The following is an 8,453-nucleotide window of genomic DNA, read 5'->3' on the forward strand; positions in this document are numbered from 1 at the left end:
TGCCCGGATTCAATCCGGCGCGCCGCCGGTCAGCCCGATATGCTGCGGCTCGTTGGATGCCAGCGCCTGCTCCACCGCGCTCAGTACGGTCTCGGCCGAAGGCGCATTGCCGCGCTCGCCCAGACTGGCCGTGTAGCCCGGTCCTTCCAAGGGGGTGCGCACCGGCGTGGATGCCTTGTAGATTCCTATGGTCGGACGCCCCAGCCCCGCCGACAGGTGCGTCAAGCCGCTGTCCAGGCCCACCATCATGCGCGCCCCGGCCAGCACCCCGGCCACTTCGGTAAGGCTCATGCGGGGCAGTACTTGCGCGCGGGCGTTGCCCGCCACCAACTGGCGCGCCCTTTCGGTTTCAGCCGGACTGCCCGATAAAAGCTTCAAGTCCAAATCATGTTCGTGCAAGCGGGAAAACACCTTTTGCCAATCGGCTTCGGGCCAAAGCTTGTCGTCGCGGCTGGCCGAAGGCATGATCACGGCATAAGGCTGAACGCTGATGCCGTCGGTAATGCCATGCAGGCCGAAATCTGGCTCGCCGCTATAAGAATAGCCGAAAGCGGCGGCGGCCAGTTCGCGCTGCCGCGTCACAGCGGGCTGCCAGAATTCGACCGTATGCTTTACGTCGTAGAAGAAGGATGCAAGCGGCTCGCGCGCGGACTTCCTGTCCAGGCCATGGCGCAATCCATGCGTTTGCCGCACCAGCCACACTGATTTCATCAGCGCCTGCATGTCCAGCACCACGTCGTACTGACGCGCATCCAGGTCCCGGCGCAAGGCGGCGCGCGCCGCGCGCGTTTCCGGCGACCACCAATGCTTGCGCCAACGCCGATGCGCCACCGGAATGACCTCGTTGACGGCGGGATGCCAAGCCGGGATCTCGGCAAAGCTTTCTTCGACGATCCAATCGATTTGCGCAGCCGGAACATGCAAGGCGATGTCGGAAATAGCCGGAAGCATATGCACCAAGTCGCCCAGCGAGGACGTGCGAACGATCAGGATTCTTTTACTCATGCGGCCATTATAATTTACGGCCCCGCCACTCCACCACGGCTATCGTCATGCCGCTGGCGCAAATGACCGCGATACCAAGCCAACTGAAGGCATCGGGAAACTGTCCCCATATCAGCCAACCCAGGGCGGCCGCGCTGATTATCTGCAGGTAGATAAAGGGCGCCAGCACCGACGCGGGCGCATATCGGTACGCCTGGATTTGCAGCAAATGCCCGACCGCGCCCCAAAAACCGGTGGATATCAGTACCAGCCATTGCCATACATTCAAGCCCGCCAGCAACGGCCACACGGAAGGAAGCACGAACGGCAGGATCACGGTCAGGCATAGACTTCCCACCGCGCCGCTCCAGACCAGCGTGGTGAAAGGATCGTCGACCGCCACCCGGCGGGTGGCAATGTACTGGCCCGCGAACAGGAACGCCGTCAACAAGCCGAACAATGTCCCCACTGGATCCAGCCCCGCATCGGGCCGGATAATGATCAATACACCCAGGAAGCCCACGCCCGCCGCCACCCAGCGCGACAGGCGGGCCGGCTCTTTCAGCACCCAGGGGGCAAGCGCCAGCATGATGAGCGGCGCCAGGAAATTGATGGCGGTGGCCTCGGCTTGCGGCAGGTAATGCAAGGTCGTGAAGAACGACAGGGTCGCCAGCAGCATGACCGAGCCGCGGGCAATCTGTGCGGAGGGGCGGACGCTGCGCAGGACGCTCTTGCCGCGCAGCGGCAGCACCAGTCCCAGCACCAGCAGCAAATGCACCACGTAGCGCACCCAGCACAGCACCAGCAAAGGCACGCCGGCGCCCATGACCCACTTGCCGCTGGCATCCAGCGTCGACAGCGCCCATGACGACAGGACCAGCACGACAATGCCCGCGATCGGGCGCGCCGCGCCGTAAGCAGGCGTGGAAATCGGTAGGGAAACAGCCCGACCCATCATGAGACTCCAGCAAAATAGCCGCCACCGGCGGGTAATGCGCGAATAAAGCGGCCCGCTTGCTTTATGATGGCGCGATGAACAATTGGTATATCTTGCCCAACGGCAACATCAAGCATACGAACGGGCTGGAACTGCAGCCCGAAAAAGACTGGCTTCCGACAGAGCAAAGCATGGAAGCATTCAGCGATGCGCTGCGCGCCCAGGGCAAGCCCGACACCCTGATCATCAAGGCCATGATGGATCTGGCCATCGAATGCGAAACCTGGGTGCAAGAGAATTTGCGCTAGCCTACAAGGCCTGCAAGCCGGTCTTGTAGTGCGAGGCGCGCTCGGCATAGTCGCGGGCGCTTTTTTGCAGATTCGCGACTTCCTCGTCGCTTAGCGTGCGCACCACCTTGGCGGGCGCCCCCAGTATCAGCGAACGTTCGGGAAACGACTTCCCTTCGGTCACGACCGCCCCCGCGCCCACCAGGCAATTCTTGCCGATGACCGCCTTGTTCAAGACCACGGCCTGGATGCCGATAAGGGCTCCGTCATGCACGGTGCAGCCATGCAGCATGGCTTGGTGCCCCACCGTCACGCCCTGCCCCACGGTCAGCGGACAGCCCGGATCCACATGCAGCACCGCGCCCTCCTGGATATTGGAGCCCTGTCCAATGACGATGGGCTCATTGTCGGCGCGAATGACGGCGCCCGGCCATATGCTGGTATGGGCCGACAAGGTCGCCTGGCCAATAACGGTGGCCTCGGCGGCGATAAAAGCGCTGTCGTCGATGCGGGGGGCAAGGTCGCCCAATTTATAACAGGTCATGGCTGGCGTCCGGCTTGGTTCATGAAGTGAAAAGATCGTAGCATACGAAAAAATCACGCACTATGACAGGAGACTGACTATGAGCAGACCCCAGCCGCGCCCGCGCACCGACTTCAGGCTTTTTGTGCCCATCAGCACGCGCTGGATGGACAACGATGTATACGGCCATATCAACAATGTGACGTATTACTCGTTTTTCGATACCGCAGTGAACAGATATCTGATGGATAGCGGCGTGCTCGATATCGCGCGCGGCCAGGTCATAGGCCTGGTCGTGGAAACCGGCTGCCACTATTTCTCGCCGCTGGCTTTTCCCGACGAGATCGAAGCGGGCGTCAGTGTGGCGCATATGGGCAATACCAGTGTGCGCTATGAAATCGGCATCTTCAAAAAAGGGGAAGACCTGACGGCCGCCCACGGCCATTTTGTGCATGTCTATGTAGACCAGGCCTTGCGCCGACCCGTGCCGCTGCCCGCCGGCCTGCGCCAGGCGCTGCAAAAATTAGATATTTATATCAATATAAATCAAAATGTATCATAATCCGGGCGTCGCAGGTGTGACGTATTAATCTACCGGAGAAATACTATGATGACTCAAGATGCATCGCAGTTACCGTGTAAGACATATTTTGCCAAGCCGGACATCCTTCATAAATATCGACGCGCGTTCGCCGCCGTGGCAACCGCTTCGTTTCTCAGCGCCAGCCAAGCCGCTCTGGCCGACGCCATAAGCTGGGCGTCGACCAAGCGCAAAGACCACCCCCTGTCGCTGGCGCTCTGGTCGCCGCCGCCCGACGATATCCGCTGGATACATGACGAGGCGCAATTGGGTCCACCCAATGCGCCTTTTGTTTTTTCAGGCGACACGCTGTATACCGCCGGGTCATTCGCATCCGGGCGCTCAGTCCTCATCGACCAACAGGCGCATGTGCATACCGCCGGCGACACGGTCTTACGGCTGGAAGGCGGCATTTCGAACCTGGGCGGGTCCCGGCAAGGCCTGATCAAACGCGGCGCGGGGACACTCGTGCTCTCGGGCCCCAATAGTTATCAGGGCAACACCTTGCTGCAGCAAGGCACTCTACGGGTGGAAGGCAACAGCGCGCTGGGCCAGACGTATCGGACGCTGGACATGTACCAAGGCACGACGCTGGACTATGCCCCCGATGCCATCGTGTACAACACGGTGCAGTTGCGCCGCGACACCGAAGGCCATTCGGCCGGGGCCCCGGCGGACTATGCCGGCAGTGTGCAATGGCGCGTGGATAAAGGCAGCGCAACGCAGGCCGGGATCGTCAACGGCTCTGTCCCCATCGTCAAGCAGGGCCTCGGCACCTTGCGCATGCGGGGCTTCGTCACCAATCCCGCCACAGCCATCGTCAACCAGGGCACTCTGGCGATAGAGGATTTCTTTGGCGGGGCAATACAGGTCAACCCGGGCGCGCGCCTGGAAGGCCATGGAACCATCGGTTCGGCGGTGCTGCGCGGCGGCGCCACATTGGCGCCCCGCATGGATGGCGTGATGGGAACACTGTCTGTGCTGGGCGACCTTCAGTTCCAGCCGGGCGCCCTGCTGGAACTGAGAACGGACGCGGCGGGCCGCTCGGACACCATACAAGTCATGGGCCATGCATTGCTGGACGGCCAGGTCATTGCGCTGGCGCAAGCCGGCGATTGGAAACCCGGCACGCGGTATACCGTGCTGCAGGCGGGGCTGGGATTCGAGGGCTCCCGTTTCGAATCGGCCCATACCAACCTGCCCTTTCTTGATCCCACACTCAGCTACGACACACACAATGTGTACCTTACCTTGAACCGCAACGACACTGCGCTGGATGACGTGGCGGATACGCCGACCGAAGGCGATGCCGCCGGCGCCATCGACGACCACAACCCGGACTTGCACGACCAGATCATCGTCATGGACCGCGAACAGGCCAAAGAAGCATTCCGGCAATTATCGGGAAGCTGGCATGCCTCGGTGCTATCGAGTCTGGCCGAAGACAGCCGCCACCTGCGTCAGGCGGCGCTGCTGCACGCCATGCCGGAGCCCTTCGCACAAGCGCGTTCAGGGACGCGGTTCTGGCAACACAGTTTTCACGCCTCGGCCGATCGCGCGGCGCAAGACGGCACGCCCGGCGACTCCCGCGATCTGGGCGGCATGGTGGCGGGCCTGACGCGCTCCGTGGGCGAACACTGGCACATCGGCGCCTTGGCCGGCGCCCAGCACAGCCAGGGGCGCCGGGCGGCGGACATGGCCAGCGCCCGCATCGACAGCCTGCATGCCGGCGCGACCATGGCGGGGCGCTGGCGCAGCGCGGACCTTATCGTCGGCGCCGCGCACAGCTGGCACGCCATAGATAGCCGCCGAAAGATTGCGGTGGCCGATCTGCACGATGCCTTATCGGGCAGTTACCAGGCGCGCACCCTGCAGTTATTCGCGGAAATCGCATCCCCCTTGCGCCGGCTGGCCGGCGCCGCGCAACGCATGCCCGCCAGGACACGGGTCGAACCCTTTCTGCGCATGGCATGGATCAAGACAAATGCCCAGGCGCACACTGAAAACGGGGGACCGGCTGCGCTGAACGTATCGGCGGCCAGTCATATTCTGGGAATTGCCATGGTCGGCATCAAGGCGGCTCATGTCATGAAAATGGCTCACGGCGCAGCCCGCCTATACGGTTTGGCCGCCTGGCGCCATGCCGGCGGCAATGTGCGCACATTCTCGCGCCAACACTTTCGAGACGGAAGCCCGCGGACGGCATTCAAATCGGAAGGCCTGCCGGTGGCGCGCCAGGCCTGGTCGCTGCGCCTTGGCATGGACGCCGCGGCGTCCAAGAACATGAAGGTGGGCATGGCCTACGCCGGCCAGTTCGCCCGGCGCAGGCAAGAGCATGGCGTCCGCCTGGATATATCGTGGGCCTTCTAAATCTGGCGCCTGGGAAGCAGCCTTATCCTTAACAGGAAAGCCAGGTTATGAACCAGGCGGGCCAGCGCATCTTTCAGGCTGGCATATTCGCGCCGGAAGGTGTCGGACAGGCTGTGCCTGCCGCCGTCGTCCGGCACATTGATCGATGATTCAAAATCATCGTCCTGCGTCACGCAAACCGGGTCCAGGCCTATGGACTCGATCTTATGGTCGTAGAAGCGATCCATTGATCGGGATTCTGTGCGCCATGAACGGCATCGAAAAACTCAAGGCAGGCCCAACCGGCCAAGTTGCGCATCCATGAAGGAACGCCTGTCCTGCGCGGCCACAAGGCTGATGACATGAATGCTGAAGGTGGCCACTATACGAATGAACCGCGGTTGCAAAGGGACTTAATCTTACACCCGCGTGATTACTCGCGGCGCTTGATCACCATCCATTTCGGTACGTGAAAATGCACCAGCGCCCTGTACATCCACACATAAGCGACCGAAAAAAACAGCGTAAAACCGATCAGAACAGGCTGGTTCCGCCAGAACAGCAGTGCCGGCACGCCGGCCAGCGACGAAAAAACCCACAAGAAAGGCGAAGTCATGGCATTGCGGCGCGTCTTGCACTGCTTATCGTTGTGGAAATCGGCATCCACCCAGCGCACGATCCGCTTGTAGATCAACATGTGCAAATGCACGCGGTCGGGCTCCACCGGTGAATGCCGCCTGACAAAGGCCTTGCGATAGATCGAAAACAAGGTCTCGAATACCGGATAAAAGCAAAGCAGCAAGGGAAACCAGGCGGAGACCTGCGGATGCCGCGCCAGCAGCAGAATTGAAACCATGCCCATCATGTAGCCGATGAAGTAGGCTCCTCCATCGCCCAGAAAGATCAGTCCGTTGGGATAGTTCCAGATCAGGAAGCCGCAAATCGCGCCTATCATGCTCACCGACGCCACCAGCAGCAGCCTGTCGTCCAGGTAGTAGGCAACATAGGCGAAACCCGCGAAGATCAGGGCCGACACCACGGCCGCCAGGCCGTTATAGCCATCGATAATATTGATGGCATTGGCGGCCCCGCAAATCGCAATAAGGGTGGCGATGAAAGACATCGCGGCAAAGCCCAACAGCCAATCGATGCCCGGGATGTCCAGATGCGTCAAGCGCGCTTCCAGAAAAACATAAACCAGGATTCCCGAACCCGCAATAAGCGCCAACCGCAATCCGGCCGATGCCTTCTTCGTAAAGTCTTCGATCAGCCCCGCCGCCAGCGCGGGCAGCGAGCAGGCCCATATCAGCACTATGGGAACCAGGACTCCAGGCTCGCGGATGGCCAGCGGCAAGCCCGCCGCCAGCATTCCCAGGGCCACCGCGATACCGCCGACCCGCGGCACCGGGCGCACGTGGTACTTCTGCGCTCCCGTCAAATCGTCATCAGCCGTATAGCGGCTATGCAAATTCTTGTACCGCACTAGCATAGCTGTCAGGATCAGCGAGACCAGAAAGGCGGTGAATAAATACACCATGCAAAGAAAGCCAGTAAGAAAAAATGCTGAAAAAAGGCAGGCGGCCGCCGCCGGGCGCGCAAAGCCGCCAAAGAAAGCGTTACGGCATCTTTCCGTATTGCGGCAAGCATGAGAGACAGCGTAGCGGCAAGCAATAGGACATCCAGCCAACAATCGATACAACGCGTTTCCATGCATTTCGCTCAGGCATATATCTTGCATGGAAGGCAGGCCCACAGAGCACGCCGGTAAACACAGCCGAAAATTTCTTTTACAGCACTTGCATATTGCCAATGGTCATTTCCGCACAAAGCGACACAAGCCGGACCGTGGAGCCAAGGGTCGCCATTCTTCTTGGAACCTACAACGGCGAACGATTTCTTAAGGAGCAACTGGAATCGTTCGCCGCGCAAACACACGGAAACTGGGCGGTCTGGGCATCGGACAATGGATCCACGGACAACACGCTGAGCATTCTCGAGCACTACCAGCAAAAATGGGGCCGCGACAAAATCCACATCGCGCACAGCAAGGCAGACGGGCCCACGCAGAACTTCATGTCCCTGGTGCACAACGAAGGCATATCGGCGGATTTCTATGCCTACTCCGACCAGGACGATATCTGGGAAGCGGACAAGCTGGAACGCGCCATTGGAATGCTGCGGGCGGAACTGGAACCCATGCACCGCAATGCCCTGGCCCTGTACTGCACACGCACGCGCTACGTCGACGAAGACAATCGCGAGCTCGGTTATTCGCAACGCTTCCTGCGTCCCCCCAGCTTCGCCAACGCGCTGATGCAGAATATTGCGGGCGGCAACACCATGGTCTTCAATGCCGCCGCCTGCCGGCGTTTGCGCAGCGTGGATCATCGCGCCGACATCGTGATCCACGATTGGTGGACCTATCTGGTCGTCAGCGGCTGCGGCGGCGCCGTCCTTTACGACAGCTATCCATCGGTGCGCTACCGCCAGCACAGCGGCAATGTCATCGGCATGAATGCGAACTGGCCCGCGCGCCTGGTGCGCATACGAAAATTGTTCAAGGGGCAGTTCAAGCACTGGAACGATCAGAATACGCTGGCCCTGACAATGCTGGAGCCCTGGCTGACCCACCGCAACCGCATGGTCCTGCAAACCTTCATGCGCGCGCGCCGGCGATGGCTGCTGCCGCGTCTGGCGGGGCTGCTCCAGGCCGGCGTCTATCGGCAGACACTGCTTGGGAATCTGGGCATAGTAGTTGCTGGAATCTTTGGAAAACTGTAACGATACTCAACG

General features: G+C 60.9%; 9 protein-coding genes. 4 read left to right on the plus strand and 5 right to left on the minus strand.

From position 1 onward, the window contains the following. Positions 1-9: 9 nt before the first annotated feature. Together waaC and V0R37_RS17545 are read right to left on the minus strand one after the other, a co-directional pair. On the minus strand, positions 10-1,005 hold the full coding sequence (waaC, locus tag V0R37_RS17540; protein WP_420375745.1) for a lipopolysaccharide heptosyltransferase I: 996 nt from the start codon (positions 1,003-1,005) through the stop codon (positions 10-12). Between the two features lie 7 nt (positions 1,006-1,012). Then, positions 1,013-1,939, minus strand: a complete 927-nt coding sequence (locus V0R37_RS17545; RefSeq protein WP_420375878.1) for a DMT family transporter — start codon at positions 1,937-1,939, stop codon at positions 1,013-1,015. 77 nt (positions 1,940-2,016) lie between these two features. On the opposite strand from V0R37_RS17545, the gene V0R37_RS17550 reads away from it, so the two are divergent. Next, complete coding sequence (locus V0R37_RS17550) at positions 2,017-2,229, plus strand: hypothetical protein (RefSeq protein WP_420375746.1); 213 nt, start codon at positions 2,017-2,019, stop codon at positions 2,227-2,229. 1 nt (position 2,230) lies between these two features. Here the strand turns inward: V0R37_RS17550 and V0R37_RS17555 are convergent, their stop codons facing one another. Then, complete coding sequence (locus V0R37_RS17555) at positions 2,231-2,752, minus strand: gamma carbonic anhydrase family protein (protein ID WP_420375747.1); 522 nt, start codon at positions 2,750-2,752, stop codon at positions 2,231-2,233. 79 nt (positions 2,753-2,831) lie between these two features. Between V0R37_RS17555 and V0R37_RS17560 the strand changes: the two genes are divergently transcribed. After that, positions 2,832-3,293, plus strand: a complete 462-nt coding sequence (locus V0R37_RS17560) for an acyl-CoA thioesterase (RefSeq protein ID WP_420375748.1) — start codon at positions 2,832-2,834, stop codon at positions 3,291-3,293. A gap of 45 nt (positions 3,294-3,338) precedes the next feature. Continuing rightward, positions 3,339-5,681 carry an autotransporter outer membrane beta-barrel domain-containing protein gene (locus V0R37_RS17565; RefSeq protein ID WP_420375749.1) on the plus strand — a complete coding sequence of 781 codons (2,343 nt, stop codon included), beginning with the start codon at positions 3,339-3,341 and terminating at the stop codon, positions 5,679-5,681. Here the strand turns inward: V0R37_RS17565 and V0R37_RS17570 are convergent. Together V0R37_RS17570 and V0R37_RS17575 are read right to left on the minus strand one after the other, a co-directional pair. After that, positions 5,678-5,908, minus strand: a complete 231-nt coding sequence (locus V0R37_RS17570; protein ID WP_420375750.1) for a hypothetical protein — start codon at positions 5,906-5,908, stop codon at positions 5,678-5,680. The two genes, V0R37_RS17565 and V0R37_RS17570, sit on opposite strands and share 4 nt — an antisense overlap. A 185-nt stretch (positions 5,909-6,093) precedes the next feature. Then, positions 6,094-7,197 carry a glycosyltransferase family 4 protein gene (locus V0R37_RS17575; protein WP_420375751.1) on the minus strand — a complete coding sequence of 368 codons (1,104 nt, stop codon included), beginning with the start codon at positions 7,195-7,197 and terminating at the stop codon, positions 6,094-6,096. Positions 7,198-7,469: 272 nt separating this feature from the next. Here V0R37_RS17575 and V0R37_RS17580 point away from each other — a divergent pair, with 272 nt between their 5' ends. Beyond that, positions 7,470-8,441: a glycosyltransferase family 2 protein gene (locus V0R37_RS17580; RefSeq protein ID WP_420375752.1), complete on the plus strand. Its 972-nt coding sequence runs from the start codon at positions 7,470-7,472 to the stop codon at positions 8,439-8,441. Positions 8,442-8,453 lie beyond the last annotated feature (12 nt).

The sequence above is a fragment of the Pollutimonas rozaliensis genome (assembly GCF_048751585.1).
Lineage (GTDB): Bacteria > Pseudomonadota > Gammaproteobacteria > Burkholderiales > Burkholderiaceae_B.